At 62.0% G+C, this 22,483-nt stretch carries 15 protein-coding genes and 1 pseudogene; 9 read left to right on the top strand and 7 right to left on the bottom strand.

Annotated elements, in window-relative coordinates; all coding sequences use genetic code 11:
* Nucleotides 1-134: 134 nt before the first annotated feature.
* The 3 genes and pseudogenes from L6D74_RS30130 to L6D74_RS16825 all read left to right on the top strand — a co-directional run.
* A pseudogene (locus tag L6D74_RS30130) lies at nt 135-1,274 on the top strand (HAMP domain-containing protein); the annotation flags it as partial.
* 144 nt (nt 1,275-1,418) lie between these two features.
* The gene (locus L6D74_RS30125) at nt 1,419-2,132 is read left to right on the top strand and encodes a methyl-accepting chemotaxis protein (RefSeq protein ID WP_371916405.1); all 714 of its coding nucleotides are present in this window, start codon (nt 1,419-1,421) and stop codon (nt 2,130-2,132) included.
* Nucleotides 2,133-2,286: 154 nt separating this feature from the next.
* Nucleotides 2,287-2,676, top strand: a complete 390-nt coding sequence (locus tag L6D74_RS16825) for a hypothetical protein (protein WP_236189856.1) — start codon at nt 2,287-2,289, stop codon at nt 2,674-2,676.
* Here the strand turns inward: L6D74_RS16825 and L6D74_RS16820 are convergent, their stop codons facing one another.
* The gene (locus L6D74_RS16820) at nt 2,677-3,453 is read right to left on the bottom strand and encodes a TatD family hydrolase (protein ID WP_236189855.1); all 777 of its coding nucleotides are present in this window, start codon (nt 3,451-3,453) and stop codon (nt 2,677-2,679) included.
* A gap of 3 nt (nt 3,454-3,456) precedes the next feature.
* Nucleotides 3,457-4,452 carry a catabolite repressor/activator gene (cra, locus tag L6D74_RS16815; RefSeq protein ID WP_236189854.1) on the bottom strand — a complete coding sequence of 332 codons (996 nt, stop codon included), beginning with the start codon at nt 4,450-4,452 and terminating at the stop codon, nt 3,457-3,459.
* Between the two features lie 306 nt (nt 4,453-4,758).
* On the opposite strand from cra, the gene ptsP reads away from it, so the two are divergent.
* From ptsP to L6D74_RS16795, 4 genes are read left to right on the top strand one after another with little or no spacing between them, the layout of a single operon-like run.
* A complete protein-coding gene (ptsP, locus tag L6D74_RS16810) occupies nt 4,759-7,620 on the top strand; it encodes a phosphoenolpyruvate--protein phosphotransferase (RefSeq protein WP_236189853.1) in 2,862 nt (953 codons plus the stop codon).
* Nucleotides 7,620-8,561, top strand: coding sequence for a 1-phosphofructokinase (gene pfkB, locus L6D74_RS16805; protein WP_236189852.1), 942 nt, complete (start codon nt 7,620-7,622; stop codon nt 8,559-8,561). The genes ptsP and pfkB overlap by 1 nt, the downstream gene beginning before the upstream one ends.
* Nucleotides 8,562-8,572: 11 nt before the next feature.
* On the top strand, nt 8,573-10,306 hold the full coding sequence (locus L6D74_RS16800) for a PTS fructose-like transporter subunit IIB (protein WP_085647665.1): 1,734 nt from the start codon (nt 8,573-8,575) through the stop codon (nt 10,304-10,306).
* 59 nt (nt 10,307-10,365) lie between these two features.
* The gene (locus L6D74_RS16795) at nt 10,366-11,907 is read left to right on the top strand and encodes an alkaline phosphatase D family protein (protein ID WP_236189851.1); all 1,542 of its coding nucleotides are present in this window, start codon (nt 10,366-10,368) and stop codon (nt 11,905-11,907) included.
* Between the two features lie 54 nt (nt 11,908-11,961).
* Here L6D74_RS16795 and L6D74_RS16790 read toward each other — a convergent pair whose 3' ends face one another.
* Together L6D74_RS16790 and L6D74_RS16785 are read right to left on the bottom strand one after the other, a co-directional pair.
* Nucleotides 11,962-14,490, bottom strand: a complete 2,529-nt coding sequence (locus L6D74_RS16790; RefSeq protein ID WP_236189850.1) for a PepSY domain-containing protein — start codon at nt 14,488-14,490, stop codon at nt 11,962-11,964.
* Between the two features lie 132 nt (nt 14,491-14,622).
* Nucleotides 14,623-16,944 carry a TonB-dependent receptor gene (locus L6D74_RS16785; RefSeq protein WP_236189849.1) on the bottom strand — a complete coding sequence of 774 codons (2,322 nt, stop codon included), beginning with the start codon at nt 16,942-16,944 and terminating at the stop codon, nt 14,623-14,625.
* A gap of 207 nt (nt 16,945-17,151) precedes the next feature.
* Between L6D74_RS16785 and L6D74_RS16780 the strand changes: the two genes are divergently transcribed.
* Entirely contained in the window at nt 17,152-17,832 is a 681-nt protein-coding gene (locus L6D74_RS16780) for a Fe2+-dependent dioxygenase (RefSeq protein ID WP_039769208.1), read from the top strand.
* The gene (locus L6D74_RS16775; RefSeq protein ID WP_236189848.1) at nt 17,833-18,591 is read left to right on the top strand and encodes a tetratricopeptide repeat protein; all 759 of its coding nucleotides are present in this window, start codon (nt 17,833-17,835) and stop codon (nt 18,589-18,591) included.
* A gap of 58 nt (nt 18,592-18,649) precedes the next feature.
* On the opposite strand, the gene L6D74_RS16770 is transcribed toward L6D74_RS16775, so the two are convergent.
* The 3 genes from L6D74_RS16770 to L6D74_RS16760 all read right to left on the bottom strand — a co-directional run bounded on the left by L6D74_RS16770 (nt 18,650) and on the right by L6D74_RS16760 (nt 22,475).
* Complete coding sequence (locus tag L6D74_RS16770; protein ID WP_039769212.1) at nt 18,650-19,813, bottom strand: type III PLP-dependent enzyme; 1,164 nt, start codon at nt 19,811-19,813, stop codon at nt 18,650-18,652.
* Nucleotides 19,814-20,670: 857 nt separating this feature from the next.
* Nucleotides 20,671-21,825, bottom strand: a complete 1,155-nt coding sequence (locus L6D74_RS16765) for an osmoprotectant ABC transporter ATP-binding protein OsmV (protein WP_039769215.1) — start codon at nt 21,823-21,825, stop codon at nt 20,671-20,673.
* Nucleotides 21,822-22,475, bottom strand: a complete 654-nt coding sequence (locus L6D74_RS16760; protein WP_007953690.1) for an ABC transporter permease — start codon at nt 22,473-22,475, stop codon at nt 21,822-21,824. The genes L6D74_RS16765 and L6D74_RS16760 overlap by 4 nt, the downstream gene beginning before the upstream one ends.
* Between the last annotated feature and the right edge of the window lie 8 nt (nt 22,476-22,483).

The raw sequence follows: 22,483 nt of genomic DNA, 5'->3' as shown, positions 1-22,483 counted from the left end.
CCCTTCGATTTGAGCTATACAGAGATAGCGCCCGATAGTGGCTATCTGCTGTCGCCCCGCGCCTGCCAATAAAAACAAGAAAAAACCAAGGGAGACTTCCAGTGAAGAGCTTGCTCTATCCCGCCGTCTCGCTGATGAACCGCTTGAGCTTCGGCATGAAGTTCAGCCTGATCAGCGTGCTGTTCCTGGTGCCGATGCTGGTGACCAATTTCTATCTGGTGCGCGATTCCTACCGCGAATTCCAGGGCACCCGGGTCGAGCTGCAGAGCCTCGACCTGCTGGGCAGCAGCCTGACCCTGCGCCGGGATCTGGAAACCCTCAACAATCTGGTGCAGATCAACGTCACCCTCGGCCAGTCCGGCAAGGCCGGCAATGTCGAGGCGCAGATCACCAGTCTTGAGCAAAACGTTCTGGCGCGCCTGCAAGGGCTGACGCCCATGACCGAGGATCCGGAGCAGATCAAATTCTTCGAGGCCAAGCGCGATGAAATGATCGCCGCTTTCAAGGCCCAGCAGGCGGAAAACTCTCTGCAAAGCAAAAGTGCGCTGATTGGCAAATTGCTCGGCAATGCGCAGATTTTCAGCCAGATCGTGGCCAGTCAGGCCGGATTGAGTCGCGACAACCAGAGCGACATACGCCAGCTCAGCGAGCTGATCACCGCGATCACGCCGGCCGTCACCCAGGCCTTGGGCGAAGGTCGGGCGATGGGCTCGTATTCATTGGGCCAGGGCTTTCTCAACAGTTCGTCGAGCACCCGTTTCGACGAGTTGCTGGTGCAGATCGAAAAGCTTCAGGCCGAATATGGCCTGAAATTGCAGGATGCGCTGGGTTCGAGCAAAGCCGCCCGTGACTCCCTGAGCGCCCCGGCCGATGCCAGCAAGGCGTCGCTGAAACAGGCCGGCACCCTGATCGAAGAACAAGTGGTGATGGCCGAAACCCTCGACGCCCCATGGCAGGGTTTTTATGACCAGCTCACCGGGCTGATGGACCAGACCTATCAGCTCAACGACGCCACCCTGAAATTCCTCGACACCCAATTGCAACAGCGCCTGGGGCAAAACCGTACGCACATGGTGCTGCAAGCCGTGGCGTTGTCGCTGGTGTTCGTGCTGATTTTCTATCTCTACGGTGGCTTCTATGCCTCGACCCGCGCCACCCTGAAAAACCTCGGCGCCATGATGGATAAAGTCGCGGCGGGCGACATGACGGTGAATTTCCACGCCAACAGCCGCGATGAACTCGGCGAGTTGGGCGAAGTGTTCAACGGTACGGTGAGGAAAATCCATGACCTGATCGAACGGGTCGGCCACACCGTTGGCGAGGTCGAGCGGCAGGCGGGGCAGGTGGAAAACGTCTCGGCGCGAAGCAATCAGGCGGTCGCCGGGCAACGCACACAGATCGAACAAGTGGCGACGGCGATGAACCAGATGTCGGCAACGTCGCTGGAGGTGGCACGCAGTGCGGCGGCAGCGGTCAGCAGCGCCCACAGCGTGAACGATGAAACCATCAATGGGCGCGGACTGGTGGAATCGCAGCAGGGCAGCATCGCGGCACTGGCGAGCGAGATCGATCAATCGGTGCTGGTGATCAACCAGTTGGCCAGCGACAGCCAGGCGATCAGCCGCGTTCTGGAAGTGATCAAGAGCATCGCCGAACAGACCAACCTGCTGGCGCTCAACGCCGCGATTGAAGCCGCACGGGCCGGTGAGCAGGGGCGCGGTTTTGCCGTGGTCGCGGACGAAGTCCGCACGCTGGCCAAGCGCACTCAGCAATCGACCGAAGAAATCGAGCAGATGATCGCCAAGCTCCATGGCGGCGTCGGCGCGGCGGTGAAGGCCATGGGCGTCAGCCATCAGATGGCCAACGGCACGGTAGGGCAGTCGGAGAAAGTCCAGCAGGCGCTGGAAAACATCCTCGGTGCTGTCGGCATGATCGTCGATCAAAACCAGCAGATCGCCGCCGCTGTCGAGCAGCAGACCGCCGTGGCCCACGACATCGACCAGAATATCGTCGAGATCAACCGTGCCGGCGAGCGCACCGCAGAAGGTGCGCATCAGACCGAAGACGCCAGCCGTGCGTTGTCGGCGCAGGTGGTCGAGTTGAAGCAGTTGATCAGCGCGTTCCGGGTTTGAAGCGACCTGCCTCCTGTGAGGCAGGTTTTTTCGGAATGGCTTGTAGTACTTTTTTGCCTACATCTGTAAGCCCAATCCTGTTTTCCTCCAGGCGCTGGTTTTTCGGCTTCAATGAACCAAGATCAATTCATTGACCACTTGGAGGAGATCGCACATGTCCGTCGCAACCCTGGGCGTCCAGGGCCGCTGCGCCCACTGCCAGACCACGCTGCTGCTCAAGCCCTGGCAACTGAATGCCATTTCGATCCACGAAGCGTTCACCTGCGCCCACTGCCAAAAAAGCCTGGAGCTGCGCTGCCCGAAGCAGATCAAACGCTTTCGTTCGCTCGATTCACTTGGCCTGCTGCGCGCCAGTGCGCTGGTGACGGTGTGCACCGCGCTGCTGGTGGCCCTGGTGATGGAATGGGTGGGTCTGCTCAGCGTCACCGAGCAGCTGAACGGATCGCTGATCGCGATTTTCGTGTACTTCGCGGTGATTCGTTATGCCCGGCAGCGCCAGCACCTGACGCTGATTCTCGACGCGGCCAAGGCTCACGCCGACTGACTACCAGCCGAACACGTCGCAGCTGTTGGCGGTACTGGCGGCGGCGAGTTGTTGCGCACTGATGTTCATCAAAGTGGCCAGTGAGTCGCAGATCGCCGGCAGATGCGCCGGCGTATTGCGTACGCCGGGGTACATGGCGGGCGCCATGTCCGGTGAGTCGGTTTCCAGCACCACCGAATCCAGCGGCAAGTCGACCAGCACCCGGTGCATGCGCAACGCCTGCGGCCAGGTCGGTGCACCCCCGAGGCCAAGTTTGAAACCAAGCTTGATGTATTCCCGCGCCTCTTCACGGCTGCCAGCAAAGGCGTGGATGATGCCGGCGCGTTTGAGTTTGAAACGCTTGAGCGTGGCGATCACCGCCGCATGGCTGCGCCGTACGTGGATCAGCGCCGGTAATTCGAAATCCGCCGCCAGTTGCAGCTGCGCTTCGAACAGCGCCTGCTGGCGTTCGCGATCGAGGGTTTCGATGAAGTAATCCAGGCCGATTTCACCGACCGCGCACAGCTGCCTATGACCCTTTAGCCGTGTCAGCCAGTCGCCCAGTGCCAGCAAGTCTTGCGGCCGATGCTGATCGAGATAGACCGGGTGCAAACCGAAGGCCGCGTACAGATCGGCATCGCTTTGCACCAGATCCCACACCCGTTGCCAGTTACCCTCGTAGACCCCGAGCACCACCATTCGCCGCACCCCGAGGGCGCGGCTTTCGGTGAGCAGCGCCGCGCGGTCGGCGTCGAAGTCAGGGAAGTCCAGATGGGTGTGGCTGTCGATCAGCTCCACGGCTCAGTCCCGGTGAATACGCTGCTTGAAGGTACGGGCGATGGCCTGCACGCCGGGCTGGTAGTCCGATTGTTCGACCGCCGCCAGCGCCAGTTCCAGCGCCTTGTCGGCGATCAACTGGTGCTGCTGGGCCATGGCGTTGACCGGCAGAGGCAGGAAGTCGAGCAACTGGGTGTCACCGAATGTGCCGAGACGCAGTGGGCGCGATTTGAGCGGGAAGTCATGCAGCGCGTCGAACACGCCCTGCAGCAGCACGTAGGACGTGGTCACCAGCGCATCCGGCAAATGCCCGAGACGTTGCAGAAGTTCTTCCATCAATTGCTTGCCGCACTCGCGGCTGAAGGATTCGGCGTGCTCGATCAGCACTTCGCCCTTGAACCCGGCCAGGGCTTGCTTGAACCCGGCCGCACGTTCCTGGCTGATGCTCAGTTCCGGGCGGGCGCCCAGCAGCACGATCTGCTTCGGATGCGGGTCGAGCAGGCTTTCGGTCAGGTGCAGGCTGGCTTCGCGGTCATCGCTGACCACCGAACAGAAATGTTCGGCATCCATCACCCGGTCGATGGCGATGATCGGCAAGCCCTTGGCCTGCAACTGACGATAACTGTCGTCACCGGCCGGCAGGCAACTGGCGACGATCAATGCATCGCAGCGCCGGGCGCGGAACAGTTGCAGCAGTTGTCGCTCGCTGTCCGGCGCGTCGTCGGAGCTGGCGATCAGCAGCTGATAACCCTGCGCCCGGGCGCCTTGCTCCAGCAGTTTGGCGATCCGCGCGTAACTGGGGTTTTCCAGATCCGGCAGGATAAAACCCAGGGTCCGGGTGTGCCGACTGCGCAGCCCGGCTGCCTGTGGATTGGGGGTAAAGCCGTGCAGCTCGACCACCGCCCGCACCCGCTCGACGGTGGCGTTGCTGATGCGTTGCTGTTCGGCCTTGCCGTTGATGACGTAGCTGGCGGTGGTCACGGACACTCCGGCCAACCGCGCGATATCACTGAGTTTCAACCCGGGATTTCCTTGTTTTTTCGAGCTTGCCGCGACATTTTCGCCAATCCTACCCGATTCAGGCAGGCGACCATTGTCTCAGCGCATCCGACAAGTTGGACTTCAAGGATGGGACATTATCGAGTAACGTGCCGATCAATCTAGATTAAACGTTTCAGCAAGCGTATTTTCTACGTTTTAGACGCCTTTGGCCGGTTCTGCCGTGAAACCGCCAAAACTGCCTCCTGAAAAGGATGGCCTACAGCGCCTAAGCTGCAACCATTCAAAACAATACCTGGCGTCAAACGACGCCAAAAAGGAGATCGCATGCTCGAGCTCACTGTAGAGCAGATATCCATGGGCCAGTCGGCTGTGGATAAACCCGCCGCTTTGCAATTGCTGGCCAGTCATCTGGTCGCCGATGGACTTGTCGCCGACGGCTACCTCGCCGGCCTGCAGGCCCGGGAGGCTCAGGGCTCGACCTTCCTCGGCCAAGGTATTGCGATTCCCCACGGCACCCCTGAAACCCGTGATCAGGTGTTCGCCACCGGCGTGCGCCTGATGCAGTTCCCCGACGGCGTGGACTGGGGCGATGGCCAGATCGTCTATCTGGCCATCGGCATCGCCGCCAAATCCGACGAACACCTGCGCCTGCTGCAACTGCTGACCCGCGCCCTCGGCGAGACCGATCTGGGCCAGGCCCTGCGCCGCTCAAGTTCGCCGGAAGCGCTGCTGAAACTGCTGCAAGGCGCGCCGCAGGAACTGGCGCTGGATGCGCAGATGATCGGCCTCGGCGTATCCGCCGACGATTTCGAAGAACTGGTCTGGCGCGGTGCGCGTTTGCTGCGCCAGGCCGATTGCGTGAGCAACGGTTTCGCCGGCGTGCTGCAGCAAGTCGAAGCGCTGCCGCTGGGCGATGGCCTGTGGTGGCTGCACAGCGAGCAGACCGTGAAGCGTCCGGGCCTGGCCTTCGTCACCCCGGACAAACCGATGCGTTACCTCGGCCAGCCGCTCAGCGGTCTGTTCTGTCTGGCCAGCCTCGGTGAAGCGCATCAGGCGTTGCTCGAGCGTTTGTGCGCGTTGCTGATCGAAGGTCGCGGCCATGAACTGGGCCGCGCCACCAGCAGCCGTAAAGTCCTCGAAGTGCTTGGCGGTGAGTTGCCGGCCGACTGGCCGAGCGCACGTATCGCACTGGCCAACGCCCATGGTCTGCACGCGCGGCCGGCGAAAATCCTCGCGCAATTGGCGAAAAGTTTTGACGGCGAGATTCGTGTGCGCATCGTCGACAGTCAGGACAGCGCCGTATCGGTGAAAAGCCTGAGCAAACTGCTGAGCCTCGGCGCCCGTCGTGGCCAGGTGCTGGAAATCATCGCCGAGCCGAGCATTGCCGCCGATGCCTTGCCGGCCTTGCTCGCCGCCATCGAAGAAGGCCTCGGCGAAGAAGTCGAACCGTTGCCCGCAGTCAGTCAACAGCGCGAAGTGATTACGGACATCGCAGAAGTGCTGACCGCCCCGGCCTCCGGCAGTCTGCTGCAAGCGATCCCTGCCGCCCCTGGCATCGCTATCGGCCCGGCGCACATTCAGGTCCAGCAAACCATCGATTACCCGTTGCGCGGCGAGTCTGCCGCCATCGAGCGCGAACGTCTCAAGCAAGCGCTGGCCGACGTGCGTCAGGACATTCAGGGCCTGATCGAGCGCAGCAAGGCCAAGGCGATCCGCGAGATTTTCATCACCCACCAGGAAATGCTCGACGACCCGGAACTCACCGACGAAGTCGACACCCGCCTCAAGCAGGGCGAAAGCGCTGAAGCAGCGTGGATGGCCGTGATCGAGGCCGCCGCGAAACAACAGGAAGCGTTGCAGGACGCGTTGCTCGCCGAACGTGCCGCAGACCTGCGCGACATTGGCCGCCGGGTACTGGCGCAACTGTGTGGCGTGCAGACGCCCGCCGAGCCTGAGCAACCGTACATTCTGGTGATGGATGAGGTCGGCCCGTCCGACGTTGCGCGGCTGGATCCGGCGCGGGTCGCGGGGATTCTCACTGCCCGTGGCGGCGCCACCGCTCACAGCGCCATCGTGGCTCGCGCGCTGGGGATTCCGGCGCTGGTCGGTGCGGGCGCTGCCGTGTTACTGCTGGAACCGGGTACGCCATTGCTGCTCGATGGTCAGCGCGGTCGCCTGCATGTGGACGCGGATGCCGCGACCCTGCAGCGCGCCAGCGAAGAGCGCGACACCCGCGAACAACGCTTGAAAGCCGCCGCCGAACAACGTCATCAACCGGCGCACACCACCGATGGCCACGCCGTGGAAGTGTTCGCCAACATCGGCGAAAGCGCCGGTGTGATCAGCGCGGTGGAGCAGGGCGCCGAAGGCATCGGCCTGCTGCGCACCGAGTTGATTTTCATGGCCCATCCGCAAGCGCCGGACGAAGCGACTCAGGAAGCCGAATACCGCCGCGTCCTCGATGGCCTAGCCGGTCGGCCGCTGGTGGTGCGCACCCTCGATGTCGGCGGCGACAAACCGCTGCCGTATTGGCCGATCGCCAAGGAAGAAAACCCGTTCCTCGGCGTGCGCGGGATTCGCCTGACCTTGCAGCGTCCGCAGATCATGGAAGCGCAGTTGCGCGCCTTGCTGCGTTCGGCGGACAACCGTCCTTTGCGGATCATGTTCCCGATGGTCGGCAGCGTCGAAGAGTGGCGTCAGGCCCGCGACATGACCGAACGCCTGCGTCTGGAAATCCCGGTTGCCGACCTGCAACTGGGGATCATGATCGAAGTGCCGTCCGCCGCCTTGCTGGCGCCGGTGCTGGCCAAAGAGGTGGATTTCTTTAGCGTCGGCACCAACGACCTGACCCAGTACACGCTGGCGATCGACCGTGGTCATCCGACCCTGTCCGCCCAGGCTGACGGCCTGCACCCGGCGGTCCTGCAACTGATCGACATCACCGTGCGCGCGGCCCATGCCCATGGCAAATGGGTCGGCGTGTGCGGCGAGCTGGCGGCGGATCCGCTGGCGGTGCCGGTGCTGGTCGGCCTCGGTGTGGATGAACTGAGCGTCTCCGGGCGCAGCATCGCCGAGGTCAAGGCACGCATCCGCGAACTCAGCCTGACGCAAACGCAAACCCTTGCTCAACAAGCCCTGGCCGTGGGCAGCGCCAACGAAGTGCGCGCATTAGTGGAGGCCCTGTAATGGCCAAGATTCTCACCCTGACCCTCAACCCGGCGCTGGACCTTACGGTGCAGTTGCCACGTCTTGAGGCCGGTCAGGTCAACCGCAGCGACGAGATGCACACCCACGCCGCCGGCAAGGGTGTCAACGTTGCGCAAGTGCTGGCCGACCTCGGTCATCAACTGACGGTCAGCGGCTTTCTCGGCGAAGACAATCTGCAAGCGTTCGAAACCCTGTTCGCCAAGCGCGGTTTCACCGATGCGTTTATCCGGGTGCCCGGCGAGACCCGCAGCAACATCAAGGTCGCGGAACAGGATGGCCGCATTACCGACATCAACGGCCCGGGGCCGGTGGTCGGCGTGGTGGCGCAACAGGCGTTGCTGGATCGACTGGTGCAGATCGCGCCGGGGCATGACGCGGTTGTAGTTGCGGGCAGCTTGCCGCGCGGAGTCACTGCACAGTGGTTGCGCGAACTGGTCGAACGCTTGAAAACGTTGGGCCTGAAAGTCGCCCTGGACACCAGCGGCGACGCCTTGCGCGCGGCGCTCAAGGCCGGCCCGTGGCTGATCAAGCCGAACACCGAAGAGCTGGCCGATGCGCTGGGTTGTGAAGTGGTGTCCCACGCGTCTCAGGCTGAAGCGGCCAATCGGCTGCACGCTCAGGGCATCGAGCACGTGGTGATTTCCCACGGTGCCGAAGGTGTGAACTGGTTCAGCGTCGGCTCGGCGTTGCATGCGACGCCGCCGAAGGTCAGCGTCGCCAGTACGGTCGGTGCCGGCGATTCGTTGCTGGCCGGCATGCTCCACGGTCTGCTCAGCGCCGACACGCCGGAACAGACCCTGCGCACGGCCACGGCGATTGCGGCGCAGGCAGTGACCCAGATCGGATTCGGTATTCACGATGCTGCGCAACTGGTGCAGCTCGAACAGGGTGTGCGCGTGCGCCCCCTGACAGAACAATAAGAGGGTTTGTCATGAAGTTAGCCATTGTCACGGCCTGCCCTAACGGCATGGTCACCAGTGTGCTGTGCGCCCGGCTGCTGGATGCCGCGGCCCAGCGTCAGGGCTGGAGCACCAGCGTCGAAGTGGTGGATGCGGCGCACCCGGAACGCGAGTTGTCAGCGGCCACCATCGAAGCCGCCGAGTGGGTGTTGCTGGTGACCACGGGACCGGTGGACATGACCCGGTTCATCGGCAAGAAAGTCTTTCGGATTGCGCCGGCGCAAGCCCTGCAGGATGTTGAAGACGTGCTGCGGCGTGGCGCCGTCGAGGCGCAGGTTTACGTCGCTGACGAAACGCCGCCCGTGGTTGCCAGCGCGCAAGCGCCGCGTCTGGTCGCGGTCACTGCATGCCCGACCGGCGTCGCTCATACATTCATGGCTGCCGAAGCCTTGCAGCAAGCCGCCAAGCGTCTGGGCTACGACCTGCAAGTCGAAACCCAGGGCTCGGTCGGCGCGCGAAATCCGCTGAGCGCGGCAGCGATTGCCGAGGCTGACGTGGTGCTGCTGGCGGCCGACATTGAAGTCGCCACCGAGCGTTTCGCCGGCAAGAAAATCTACCGCTGCGGCACCGGCATTGCGTTGAAGCAATCCGAAGCCACGCTGAAAAAAGCCCTGGCCGAAGGTGTCGTTGAAAACGCTGCCGGCGACGGCAAGGCCCCGGCCAAACAAGAGAAAAGCGGCGTCTACAAACACCTGCTGACCGGTGTGTCGTTCATGCTGCCGATGGTGGTAGCGGGCGGGCTGATGATCGCCTTGTCGTTCGTGTTCGGCATCACCGCGTTCAAGGAAGAAGGCACGCTGGCGGCGGCGCTGATGCAGATCGGTGGCGAGACCGCGTTCAAATTGATGGTGCCGCTGCTGGCCGGTTACATCGCCTGGTCGATTGCCGACCGTCCCGGACTCGCGCCGGGGATGATCGGCGGTTTGCTGGCGAGCACCCTGGGGGCCGGATTCATCGGCGGGATCGTTGCCGGGTTTATCGCAGGCTATGCCGCCAAAGCAATCAGTCGCTATGTGGCGCTGCCGCAAAGTCTCGAAGCGCTGAAACCGATTCTGATCATCCCGTTGTTCGCCAGTCTGTTCACCGGACTGGTGATGATTTACGTGGTCGGCAAACCGGTGGCCGGGATGCTTGCGGCGCTGACCCATTTCCTCGACAGCATGGGCACCACCAACGCGATCCTGCTCGGTGTGCTGCTGGGCGGCATGATGTGCGTCGACCTCGGCGGGCCGATCAACAAGGCCGCGTATGCGTTCTCGGTGGGGCTGCTCGCCTCGCAGAGTTATGCACCGATGGCCGCGACCATGGCCGCCGGCATGGTGCCGCCGATCGGTCTGGGTATCGCCACCTTCATCGCCCGACGCAAGTTTGCCCAGACCGAACGCGAGGCCGGTAAAGCGGCGCTGGTGCTCGGGTTGTGCTTCATCTCCGAAGGGGCGATTCCGTTTGCCGCGAAAGACCCTTTGCGGGTGATCCCGGCGAGCATTGCCGGCGGTGCGCTGACCGGTGCGCTGTCGATGTACTTCGGCTGCAAACTGATGGCGCCCCACGGTGGGCTGTTCGTGCTGGCGATTCCGAATGCGATCAACCATGCGCTGTTGTACCTGCTGGCGATTGTCGCGGGCAGTCTGCTGACGGCGGTGGTGTATGCGCTGGTCAAGCGCCCGGAAGCCGTGGAACTGGCGCTGGAGCCCGCGAAGGCGTGACGTGTCACACCCTTTTCATCTAGCAGTGCTTAAGTTTTCCTTTTTTCAGGGAGAACACCATGAGCGATTTCAATCCCGGTCGCCGGCGCGTGATGCAAGCCGTCGGCGCCGGACTGCTGATGCCGGGGCTGGCGCCGGCCGTGATCGCGTCGGTCAAGGATCGACCGCTACTCACTGACGGCGTGCAATCCGGCGACCTGCAGGGTGACCGCGCGATGATCTGGAGCCGCGCCGACCGCCCGGCACAGATGGTGGTGGAGTGGGACACCCGCAGCCAGTTCCGTCATCCGCGCCGAGTCGTCTCGGCGCTGGCCGATGCCCGCAGCGATTTCACCGCCCGCGTCGAACTCACCGGGTTGCCCGCTGATCAGGCGATTTTCTACCGCGTGTATTTCAAGGACGCCCGCACCGGCGTCGCCAGCGAGCCGTGGCTCGGCCACTTGCGCAGTGCACCGACGGCGCGGCGCAATATCCGCTTCGTCTGGAGCGGCGACACCGTCGGCCAGGGCTTCGGCATCAACCCCGATATCGGCGGCATGCGCATCTATGAAGCCATGCGCATGCGCCTGCCGGACTTCTTTATCCACAGCGGCGACACGATCTATGCCGACGGCCCGGTGCCGGCGCAGCTGACCACCGAGGGTGGCCGGATCTGGCGTAACCTCACCACGGAAGCCAAGAGCAAGGTCGCCCAGACCCTCGACGATTATCGCGGCAATTACCGCTACAACCTGATGGACGAAAACGTCCGTCGCTTCAACGCCGAAGTGCCGCAGATCTGGCAGTGGGACGACCATGAAGTGGTCAACAACTGGTCGCCGGGCAAGCAGCTCGACGAGCGTTATCAGGAAAAAAATATCCACACCCTGGTCGGCCGTGCGCGTCAGGCCTGGCTCGAATATGCGCCGATGCGTTTGCAGGCGGCCGATGGCGGCGGGCGGATTTATCGCAAGCTCAGTTATGGGCCGATGCTCGATGTGTTCGTGCTCGACATGCGCAGTTATCGCGGCGCCAACGACGACAATCTCGGGGCGGAAAAACCGTTCCTCGGGCGCGAGCAACTGAACTGGCTCAAGCGTGGATTGAAGGCCTCGAAAGCCCAGTGGAAAGTGATTGCCGCCGACATGCCGATCGGTCTCGGCGTGCCCGACGGCGAAGTCAGTCCCGGTGTTGCGCGCTGGGAAGCGGTGGCCAACGGCGATCCCGGTCCGGCCCAGGGGCGCGAACTGGAAGTGGCCGAATTGCTCGGGTTCCTGCGGGCACATCAGGTGCGCAATTTCGTGTTCCTGACGGCGGACGTGCATTACTGCGCGGCGCATCACTATCACCCTGATCGCGCGGCGTTCCAGGATTTCGAACCGTTCTGGGAGTTTGTCGCAGGGCCGTTGAACGCCGGCAGTTTCGGCCCCAATCCGCTGGACAAGACCTTCGGCCCGCAAGTGGTGTTTCAGAAAGCGCCCCCGACGCAAAACGCTTCACCGTTTGCCGGGTTTCAGTTTTTCGGCGAGGTGAACATCGAGGGGCAGAGCGGGGAGATGAGCGTGGTGTTGCGGGATCTGGAGGGGGTGGCGGTGTTTGAGCAGAAACTGCAGCCAGTCTGAATCCAGTGCTGAACCTGTGGGAGCACGGTTGCTCCCACAGTTACCCAAGGCGAATCAGTAAACGTCGCGACGATAACGACCCTGTTCGATCAGACGTTCGACTTCAGCGGCGCCCAGCACTTCATTGAGCACCTGATCCACCCCCGAAGCCATGCCTTGAAGGCTGCCGCAGATGTAGATCACTGCACCGTCCGCCAGCCATTTCTTCAGCTCGCCGGCCGATTCGCGCAGGCGATCCTGCACGTAAATCTTCTCGGCCTGATCACGCGAGAACGCCAGATCGAGGCGTTCCAGATCACCGTTGATCAACCACTCTTCCAGCTCTGCGCGGCAGAGGAAGTCGTGCTCGCGATTGCGTTCGCCAAACAGCAGCCAGTGACGCTGTTGGTTGTCGGCGATCCGCGCCTTGAGCAAGCTGCGTAGCCCGGCGAGGCCGGTGCCGTTGCCCAGCAGGATCATCGGCACCGGAGCGTTCGGCAGATGGAAACCGCTGTTGCGGCGGACCCGCAGGCTGATGCTGCCGCCGATCTGCGCATGCTCGGTCAGCCAGCCGGAGCCGATGCCGAGGCTGCCATCGGCATGCTGTTCCTGCCGCACGATCAGCTCCAGTACGCCGTCGGCGGCAATCGAGGCGATCGAGTATTCGCGCATTGCCAACGGCACCATCGCATCGACCAGCGCCTGGGCGTGCAGGCCCACCAGATGGGCGCGGTGCTCGGGCAACTGGCGGCTGGCGAGGGCCACTTCCAGCGACTCTTGCAGGCCGTTGACCTTGACGCTGGTTTCGCCACGGATGCCGAGGCCGTCGAGGAAATGCTCGATTGCCCACGGGCAATTGCGCGGCAGCACTTCCACCAGATCGCCGGCCAGCCAGCTGCGGGAGGTCGGTGCGGTCAGACCCAGCAGATAGACCGGTGCGCCGGCGCTGTCCGGGTTCATCAGCTCGCGGCGCACCAGTGTCCAGTTCTCGTAGCTCGGTGCCTGCCAGGTGTCGACCGGTGCTTGCCCGGTGAGCAGGCCGAGCTGGGTCTGCCAGTGACGCAGGGCGTAAGGGTCGCCGCTGTCGACTTCGACCGGGGCGAACAGGGTCTTGCCGCCGTGTTCGCCGAGCCAATGATGCAAGCGTCGGGCAAAACCGCAGAAGTGTTGATACTGCCGATCGCCGAGGCCGAGTACGGCGTAGTTGAGGCTGTCGAGGGTCGAGGCGTTGTTCAGCACTTTGCGTTCGAAACCGCGCGCGCTGTCCGGCGCTTCGCCGTCGCCGAAGGTACTGACCACGAACAGCGCGTTGTTCGATTCGCGCAGATCCTGCTCGCTGACATTCGCCAGCGGCTGCACTTTCACCGGCAATCCGGCGGCCTGCAACTGGCCGGCGGTCTGCCATGCCAGTTGCTCGGCAAAACCGCTCTGGCTGGCGAAACCGATCAGCCACGCCGGTGTATCACCGGCCGGTTGGTCGAGGCCTTTGCGGGCATCCTTGATCTGTTTTTTCTTGCGCCGGCGATCCAGGTACAACAGCCAGCCGGTGATGAAGAACAGCGGCATCAAGACGGCCGCGACGGTGACGATGATCCGCCCGACCAGACCGAAATAGCTGCCGACGTGCAGCGCGTAAATGCTGGTCAGCAATTGCGCCTTGAAGCTTTTGTCGGCGTAGCGGTCGACGCGCTTGACCACGCCGGTGGCCGGGTCGAGCGTGATCTGGTTCAGCGCGCGGTCATGGGGCGAGCTGTCGAGCAGGTAGAACACGGTCGCCGGTTGACCGGCCACTGGCGGCATGCGGATGTTGTAGGCGGCGAGGCCCGGGCCGGCGGTGCTGTAGATGCTGAGCCACATGGCGGCGTAATCGGCAGTCGGCGCCGGACCTTCAGGGGCCGGGCCACGACCGCCGCGCACGCGCTCGTTTTGCGGTGCATCGGAAAGCAGTCGGGTCAGGCCCTTGTTGTACCACTCGTAGGACCAGGACAGTCCGGTCAGTGCCAGCAGCAGATACACCAACATGCACCAGGTGCCGAACACCGAGTGCAGATCCCAGTTGAAGCTGCGGCCCTTTTTCTTCCAGTCGAGGGTCAGCCAGACACGCCAGCTGTTCCACTGTCGTGGCCAGCGCAGGTACAGGCCGGACAGGCAGAAGAACACCAACATCAGGGTGCAGGCGCCGGTGATGTTGCGACCGGTATCGCCCATGGCGAGGAACCGGTGCAATTGCAGCATCAGGCCGAAGAAATCCTGGCCGGTGGCCTCGCCCTTGAACTCGGCGGTGTAGGGATCGAAGTAGCGCATCTCGCCCCGGCGCTCGCCTTTGGGCGGGGTGAACCAGACGCGGCCGGCGCTGCCGCTTTCGGTCTCGACCGACAGCATCGAGACTTTCTTGCCCGAGGCCGCTTCGATCTGCGCCACCAGATCGGCGGGCGGCAGCACGCCGGCGACCTGCTTCTCGACCTGCAACACCGAAGGGTTGAGGGCTTTGAGAATTTCGTCCTGAAACGAATAGGCAGCGCCGGTGATGCCCATCAGGGCCAGCACCAGCCCGGCAGTGATGCCAAAAAACCAGTGCAACTGGAACAGGGTTTTCTTCAACACGTTGCTTGCCTTGTCCGTTCGGAGGTTGTGTTCACGGCGTGCATTATGCCGTGGCCTATCGAGAAACGTTCTTTATTACGCACAAAAGCCCCGCTCAAATGAATGAACGGGGCTCGGTACTTCCCTCTTCGATCAGAAGTGGAAGTTGGTACTCAGCAATGCCGTACGGCCCGCCGCCTGGTTGGCGAAGTGGGTCGAGAAGGCCTTGTCGTAGTAGGTCTCGTTGGTCAGGTTCTGCACGTTCAGTTGCAGGTCGACGTTCTTGCTCAGCTTGTACGCCGCCATCGCGTCGTAGCGAACGTAGGAATCGACCATGGTGGTGTTGGCCACGTTGCCGAATACGTCATCCACATAGAACGCACCGCCACCGATGGTCAGCTTCGGCGTGACCTGGTAAGTGGTCCACAGGCTGGCGCTGTTCTTCGGCGTGTTGGGCAACTCGTTACCGTTGTTGGGCTTGTTGGCCGGCAGGTCACCACCGTCCACCTGTTCGCTGTCCATGTAGGCGTAGCCGGCGAACACTTGCCACTTGTCGGTGATCTTGCCGCTGGCGGACAACTCGATACCTTGTACACGGGTCTTGCCGGCGTTTTCGTACGAGGTGGTATCCACCTGGACACGCGCGTTTTCTTTCTCGGTGCGGAAGATGTCGGCGGTCAGCGACAGGCGATCGTTCAGCAGATCCCACTTGGTACCGATTTCGTAGTTCTTGGTGGTTTCCGGCTCCATGTCGCTCTTGAGCAGGTTGCCATTGCGATCCGGCGTGCCGCCCAGCGGGTTGCCTTCCTGACCTTCACCCAGGGTGTTGCCCGGCGGAGTGGCGGAGGTGGCGTAGGACGCGTAGATGCTGCCGTTCTCTGCCGGTTTGTAGACGATGCCGAACTGACCGGTGACGAACTCGCTGGTGTCAGCACCCTTGGAGGTGGTGCGGCCAGCGTTGTTGTAAGTCTTGTAGCCGGTTTCGAAGTGGTCGTAACGCAGGCCCATGTTCACCAGCCATTGCTCGGACAGCTCCAGGGTGTCGAACGCATACAGCGCGTAGGTATCGGACTGGGTGTCGGTGCCGGCGTAGTTGCGCGAGATTGCGCCGTTCCACGGATCGTTCGGGGTCGGGTTCGACAGCGAGGTGCAGTTGTAGCCGCTGGCGGCGCCGATCAGGCCCGGGTTGCAGTTGGTGGTCACGGCCGAGGTGCGCGGCGTGGTGTCGGTGTTGACGTTGTACGAGGATTTGCTGCTTTCCTCACGGGTGTACTCGACACCGGTGGAGAAGCTGTTCTTGAAGCCGGCAACGTAGAAGTTGCCGAACAGATCGGTCTGGTTGGTGGTGGTCTCGGTGTTGCTCACACGAGTGTTCGCACGACGCCAGACGCTGCCGTTGTTGACGTTGCCCTTGCTGTCGTCCGGCTGGGTCAGGATGTAATCCTGCATGCTGGTGCCGTGACGCAGGGTGTTCTTGATCGTCAGCGAGTCGCTCAGGTCATGCTCGATGGCGAAGGTCGCGGTGTCGGTGCGGCCCTTGCGGAAGTCGCGGTCCAGACCGTAGAAATTGCTGTGATCGCCGCCGGCGTACGGCTTGTCCGGGTTGGACTTGGTGCGCGCCGCCGAGCCGCCTGCCGGAATGGTGTAAGGGATGCCCGAATCCGGCGTGTCGTTGCTTTCGAGATGGTAATAATCGAGGTTGACGCGGGTGTCGGTGCCCAGGCCGAAGGCCAGGGATGGCGCGATGCCCCAGCGGTCGTAGTCGACCTTGTCGCGACCGGCGACGTTGCTCTCGTGGCTCATCAGGTTCAGACGGCCGGCAGCGGTGTCGCTGAACTGGTAGTTGCCATCCATCGTGTAGCGCTGAGTCTGGTCGGAGCCCCAGGTGAAGCCACCGTCGAACGAGTTGCCCAAGTGGGCTTTCTTGCTCACCAGGTTGATGCTGCCGCCCGCCGCGCCACGACCGCCGATGGCGGAGTTCGGGCCCTTGCTGACTTCAATGTTTTCCACGGCGAAGATTTCGCGGCTCTGGGAGCCGGTATCGCGCACGCCGTCGAGGTAGGTGTCGCCCTGGGCGTCGAAACCACGGATGAACGGACGGTCGCCCTGCGGGTTGCCGCCTTCACCGGCACCGAAAGTGATGCCCGGCACGGTGCGCAGCGCGTCCTGCATGTTCAGGGCGCCGGTGTCCTTCAGGACTTGTTGCGGGATAACGGTGACCGAGCGCGGGGTATCAACCAGCGGCGCGGTGTACTTGGGCGAGGAGGCTTTCTCGACCTGGTAGGAGGTCGAGTCCTGGGCTTCGCCGGTGATGGCGGTGGCGTCCAGGGCGATGGCATTGCCGGTGGCTTTGCTGTCGGTTTTTTCGGCGGCGAACACCATGTGGCCTGCGGAGCCGGCGGTGATCGCCACGCCGATGGCGGAAGCGAGCAGACGTGGTGAACTGACCGGTACTTGTGCTGGTTGACGTGCCATTTTTATTCCCCTCCCCAAGGATTTGAGGCGGCGGAATATAGGGTAAACAGGTATTCGTATCAATTGCGAAACATTACTATTCGCGACAAATTTACATTCTTTACAATTTAACCTTACGGTTTTTACCAGTTCATTCGTCTAGCGGGTTTTACACAGTCAATAAGAATCAATACCATTGGCATCCTTTTGCCATCTGGTGACGTCGCCATGCTCCTGCACATTCCCGCGCTGTTCGAGAAAGACGAAGTGCAGCGCATTCGCGAGGCGCTGGAACAGGCGGACTGGGCCGATGGCAAGATCACCGCCGGCTATCAATCGGCCAAGGCCAAGCACAATCTGCAGCTTCCGGAAGGCCATCCGCTGGCCAAGGAAATCGGCGCCGCGATGCTTGAACGGCTGTGGAAAAATCCGTTGTTCATGTCTGCCGCGCTGCCGCACAAAGTATTTCCGCCGTTACTCAACTGCTACACGGCGGGTGGCAGTTTCGATTTTCACATCGACAATGCCGTACGTCAGCCCAAGGGCAGCATCGAACGGGTACGCACTGATCTGTCGGCCACGCTGTTCTTCAGCGAACCCGAGGACTACGACGGCGGCGAACTGGAAATCCAGGACACCTTCGGCACCCAGCGGGTAAAACTGCCCGCTGGCGATATGGTGCTGTACCCCGGCACCAGCCTGCACAAGGTCAACGCGGTGACTCGCGGTGCGCGCTATGCCTCGTTCTTCTGGACTCAAAGCCTGGTGCGCGAAGACAGCCAACGCGCGTTGCTGTTCGAGATGGACGGTGCGATCCAGCAGCTTACCCAGGACATGCCCGATCACCCTTCGCTGATCCGCCTCACCGGCACCTATCACAACCTGCTGCGTCGCTGGGTCGAGGTGTAAGTGGCGGACTTTCGGTTGCGCCGCAAGGAAGTCCTCGACGGCGAACGCCTCACGGCCATGCTCGAAGAAAGTCCGGCCCGCGCGGCTCAGGCGATTCTGCTGGCGGCGGGTGAGGGCGTGCTGGAAGCGCAGGCGCTGCTTGGGCAGATCCTGCTCGATGGTCACGGGATTGCTCAGGATCAGCCGCTGGCCTTGCGCTGGTTTGAAATCGCCGCAGGGCAAGGTCATCTGATGGCGCGTAACATGCTCGGTCGCTGCCATGAGCACGGATGGGGTTGTGTGGCCGACGCAGCGATTGCCGCCCAGCAATATCGCGTTGCAGCGGATGCCGGGCTGGATTGGGCGATGTATAACCTGGCCAACCTGCTGGCAACCGGGCGCGGTGTTGCGGTCGATCATCTTCAGGCCATGGCGCTGTATCAGCGCGCGGCAGAGTCCGGGCATGCCAAGTCGATGAACCTGCTCGGGCGTTATCTGGAAGAGGGGCAAGTGTGCCCGGCGAATCCGGCAGCGGCCCGTGACTGGTATCGACGTTCGGCCGAAGGCGGGGATTTTCGTGGGCAGTTCAGCTACGCGGCGGTGTTGGCGGCTGAGGGGCGCGTTGATGAGGCGTTGGTCTGGCTGGAGAAAGCGCTGGCCGGCGGCAACCTGAATTTTCTGCGAGTGGCCAGCCAGACGCTGGCGAGCGCAACCGATCCGAGAATCCAGGCGCTGGCGCAGGCCTACACTCACCGTTGCGCCGAGTTACAGGACACCTGAATCGCAGCTACAAAAAAGCCCATGACACGTCATGGGCTTTTGCTTACCGCAGCAATATTTACACGTAGAACGATTTCAGCGGCGGGAAGCCGTTGAACTCTACCGCGCTGTAACTGGTGGTGTACGCACCGGTCGACAGCCAGTACAGGCGATCACCGATCGCCAGGTTCAGCGGCAGACCGTACTTGTAGTTCTCGTACATGATGTCGGCGCTGTCGCAGGTCGGGCCGGCGATCACGACTTCTTCCATCTCGCCTTTCTTCTCGGTCCAGATCGGGAACTTGATCGCTTCGTCCATGGTTTCGATCAGGCCGGAGAACTTGCCCACATCGGTATACACCCAACGCTCGACGGCGGTGCGGGATTTACGCGCGACCAGCACTACTTCGCTGACCAGAATGCCGGCGTTGGCGATCAGCGAACGGCCCGGCTCCAGAATGATTTCCGGCAGGTCATCACCGAAGTCTTCCTTGAGGAAGCGGATGATTTCTTCGGCATAGGTTTCCAGACTGTTGGTGCGGGTGATGTAGTTGGCCGGGAAGCCACCGCCCATGTTGATCAGCTTCAGGTGAATGCCGTCTTCTTCTTTCAGGCGCTCGAAGATCACTTTGACCTTGGCGATGGCGGCGTCCCAGACGCTGATGTCACGCTGTTGCGAACCGACGTGGAAGGAGATGCCGTATGGCACCAGGCCCAGGTCGCGAGCAAGGATCAGCAGGTCCATGGCCATGTCGGTCTGGCAGCCGAATTTGCGCGACAGAGGCCAGTCGGCGGTGGTCGAGCCTTCGGTCAGGATGCGCACATAGACTTTGGCGCCCGGTGCGGCCTTGGCGATGTTGCGCAGGTCGGCTTCCGAGTCGGTGGCGAACAGGCGCACGCCCTTCTCATAGAAGTAGCGAATGTCCTTGGACTTCTTGATGGTGTTGCCGTAGCTGATCTGGTCCGGGCTGACGCCACGGCTCAGCACTTTGTCCAGCTCATAGATCGAGGCGATGTCGAAGCTCGAACCTTTCTCTTTGAGCAGGTCGATGATCTCGACGGCCGGGTTGGCCTTGACCGCGTAGTAGACCTTGGCGAATTCGAAACCGGCGCGCAGGTCATCGTAGGCCTGGGCGATCATCGCGGTGTCGATCACTACGAACGGGGTTTCCTGTTTGTCGGCGAACGCCTTCATTTTCTGAAAGGTTTCGCGCGCGAAATAGTCTTCGACCTGGATCGACATGCTGGGAACTCTCCTACTGGCAAACAAAGTTAATCAATGGGTGCGAGGGTGTGTCATCAATGAATTCGCGAGTGCGTTGTGCCTGAGCGCGTGCCAGGCAAGGCGCAGGCCGCAGCTAATGGTTGCTCCCTTCGCAAGGCCTGCAACGCAGCATGGCGCGCGCTCAGGCACAACCCGAAGGGCCGGGCCTGCTTTTGCGCAGGGCTGCGTTGCTCGTCCCTTATTTGGAACAACCAAACTGCGGGCCTCGCGCCTTGCCCTGCGCAAAAGCATGCCCGGCGCACTCGTGAATTCATTGATGACACACCCTCCTGAACGTCCTCCGTATCCCCACTTTGGTTCGCCTACTTCCCAAGGCATGTCGCCGAAAGCAAAAAGGCCATGGGAAATGAAGCTTTCTTTCCCTTGGCCTTGCTGTCTCGTCGTCAGTACTTGAGCCGGATGGATCGTTTCCAGCATGGACGTTCGGCGCGAACTTTAGGGCGTGAGGGGCCTGAGATCAACTAAAAATGTCGCGTTTTTGCACGCTTCTGACGTACGTCGCGGATATCACTCTTTGTACCCGACCGAGATGACGGGCAGATGTTCCGCAATAATTTTCAGGTGTTAAAAATACCTGCACGTTCGACGGTGATGTGTGCCAAGTCTCAGATAAGTACGATCACTTCAACATCGGCGACGTTGGCGGCGAGAAGGGGAGGTGAGGGGGAAGTTGCGGGTTAACGCTGACATCGTCGGCCGGGTTGAGCCCTCTGGCGTGTTGATATTTCTTGCCGGCTAATCGTCGGCAAAAAATCACGGCTCTCAGGTTCCGGTGGTCGAAAAAAAGGGCTGTCGAACAGCCCTTTTGCGTTTGATCAGGCCACCGCCTCGGCTGGCGACACAATATTGGTCTTCATTCCGCGCGATCGACCGGAACTCAGGTACGCCGCAATCGACTCTTGCGTAACTTCGCCGAGGAACACACGCTCGGCATCCATCACCGGCAGCCATGAGCGATTGAACTCGTACATGCGCGACAACAGGATGCGCAAATGCTCGTCGTAGGCAGCCGTGGCGTTGAACTCGCGCAGGAACTGCGCACAGGTGCCGGTCTGACGATGCAGGTCACGACGGCGCACATACCCCAGTGCCTTGTTCTCAGCGTCAGTGACGACGACATAGCGACGGTCATGTTCGTCCATCAACTCCAGCGCATCGGCCACCGGGGTTTCCGGGCTCACCGACGGCGCGTTGTCCGCCGCGTCTTCGGCTTTCACCAGCAGCAGACGTTTGAGGGTGCTGTCCTGACCGACGAAGTTGCTGACGAAATCATCCGCCGGGTGGGCGAGCAGGGTGTCCGGATGGTCGATCTGCAACAGCTTGCCGGCGCGGAAGATCGCGATCTTGTCGCCGAGCTTGATCGCTTCGTCGATGTCATGGCTGACCATGATCACGGTCTTGTTCAGTGCGCGTTGCATCTCGAAGAACTCGTTCTGGATCATCTCGCGGTTGATCGGGTCGACCGCGCCGAACGGTTCGTCCATCAGCAGCAGCGGTGCATCCGCCGCCAGCGCACGGATCACGCCGATCCGTTGCTGCTGGCCGCCGGACAGCTCACGCGGGTAACGATGCAGATACTGCTTGGGCTCAAGCTTGATCATGCTCATCAGTTCGCGGGCGCGGTCATGGCATTTCTGTTTGTCCCAGCCCAGCAGTTTTGGCACGACGACGATGTTCTCTTCGATGGTCATGTTCGGGAACAGACCGATCTGCTGGATCACGTAGCCGATGTTGCGGCGCAACGTCACCTCGTCGAGGTCGGTGGTGTCTTCGCCGTTGATCAGGATCTTGCCCGAGGTCGGTTTGATCAGGCGGTTGATCATTTTCAGCGTGGTGCTTTTGCCGCAGCCCGATGGCCCGAGGAACACACAGATTTCGCCTTCATTGACGGTCAGGCTTACCGAGTCCACGGCTTTCACATCTTTGCCGTTGCTTTGGAAGGTCTTGCTGAGGTTTTGAAGTTCGATCATTTGAGGAGTCCTTTTGGAGTCAGCGAACGTTGCAGCCACTGCAAAATGAGGTCGGCGAAGATCGCCAGAAGACTGACCAGCAGCGCGCCGACGATGAGCATCGACATGTCACTGCGGCTGATGGAAGCGAGGATCAGTACACCGAGGCCGCCGGCGCCGATAGTCGCGGCGATGGTCATCACGCCGATGTTCATCACCACGGCGGTGCGTACGCCGGCGAGGATCACCGGCACGGCGATCGGCAACTCGACCATGCGCAGGCGCTGGCCGAAGGTCATGCCGATGCCGCGCGCGGCTTCGCGAATGCCCGGCTCGACGCCGGTCAGGGCGAGGTAGGTGTTGCGCATGATCGGCAGCAGTGAATAAAGGAACACGGCGGTGATCGCCGGCATGGGGCCGAGGCCCTGGCCGAATTTCGAGTAGAACGGCAGCAGCAGGCCGAACAGGGCAATCGACGGCACGGTCAGCAGCACCGTGGCGCTGGCCTGCAAGGGGCCGGCGAGGCTTGGGAAACGCGTCATCAGGATGCCCAGCGGCACGCCGATGAGGATTGCCAGGCTGACGGCAATGCCGACCAGGGTGATGTGCTGCCAGGTCAGGTGCATCACCTGCTGCCAGTCGAGGTGGGAAAAGGCGTTCAGGAATTCCATGGCTTTTC

Source organism: Pseudomonas pharyngis, assembly GCF_021602345.1.
GTDB classification, from domain to species: domain Bacteria; phylum Pseudomonadota; class Gammaproteobacteria; order Pseudomonadales; family Pseudomonadaceae; genus Aquipseudomonas; species Aquipseudomonas pharyngis.
Note: the sequence above shows the minus strand (reverse complement) of the source record. Positions and strands in the feature narration are given on the sequence as shown.